We start from the raw sequence: 1,047 nt of genomic DNA on the forward strand, positions 1-1,047 counted from the left end.
GTTGTGAGTGACGGTGTCACGAAGTTTGAACGCGTCCAACTGATGCTCAACCACCATTTCACACCCCCAACCTGGGTTACAGCCGGTAAGATCGGCTTTGCCATCGCCATTTGCGTCGAATAGCTTCGCCAATTTTGGATCTTTTAACTGACCAATGTTCGTAATGCCGTATTTCTCGGCGGTTTTCTTATCGATGAGGTAGCCTTGCGCTGCGCCACTGACGTATTGGCCTTCTCGGAAAAACTTATCATCACCACCTGACATGGTGTATTTGTCTGCATGGAGCGGGAACCAGCCAACCGCTAAGAATGTTGCGTCACCTTTCGCTATCGAGGTGTAACCGACGTTGTAATCCACTTCTTTGGTTGGTTGGACATCGTAACCCAAAGCTTCCAGAGCGCGGTTTACAATCAACGTTTGGAATGTCTCTTCAGCGACAGTGGACTGTACAGGTTGAACCGTGACGCCTGCACCCGGTAACTCTCCGGCAAAGCCGTAAGTCGAAAATGCGATTGTGCTTAGCGCGCCGACAGACAGCGCTTTCTTCCATGAATTATTCATTCGTATTTCTCCTAAGTTTTAGGTCGTTTTGGTTCTTGTTGGTTTTAAATTTGAGCAGATAAGAGATAGGGCCGGTATGGTACCAGCGAAGTTTGGTATTGCCGGCGTTGACGCCAAGCTCTTGCGTAATGCGATCCAACAAAATAGCGAGGATCACAATGCCTAAACCGCCGACAGCGGCCAGACCCATGTCCAGTCGTCCGATGCCTCGTAACACCATCTGACCCAAACCGCCCACGGCGATCATCGAGGCGATAACCACCATCGATAGAGAAAGCATCAAGGTTTGGTTGACGCCCGCCATGATCGTTGGCAGCGCAAGCGGCAATTGAATGCGATACAGCATTTGCTTTTTGTTTGCACCAAAAGAGTGACCTGCTTCGATAAGCTCTTCCGGTACTTGTTGAATCCCAAGAATGGTCAATCGAACCACTGGTGGTAGCGCGAAAATGATCGTCACGACGACGCCCGGTACGTTACCAATAC

At 50.0% G+C, this 1,047-nt stretch carries 2 protein-coding genes; both read right to left on the reverse strand.

The window, feature by feature from the left end:
* On the reverse strand, window positions 1-561 hold a 561-nt coding region (gene proX / locus R8O11_RS25270), incomplete at its 3' end, for a glycine betaine/L-proline ABC transporter substrate-binding protein ProX (protein ID WP_318194617.1).
* The coding region (locus tag R8O11_RS25275; RefSeq protein ID WP_318194618.1) for an ABC transporter permease subunit at window positions 554-1,047 on the reverse strand (494 nt) is incomplete at its 5' end. The genes proX and R8O11_RS25275, both read right to left, overlap by 8 nt.

This window comes from Vibrio sp. 1288 (assembly GCF_033344475.1).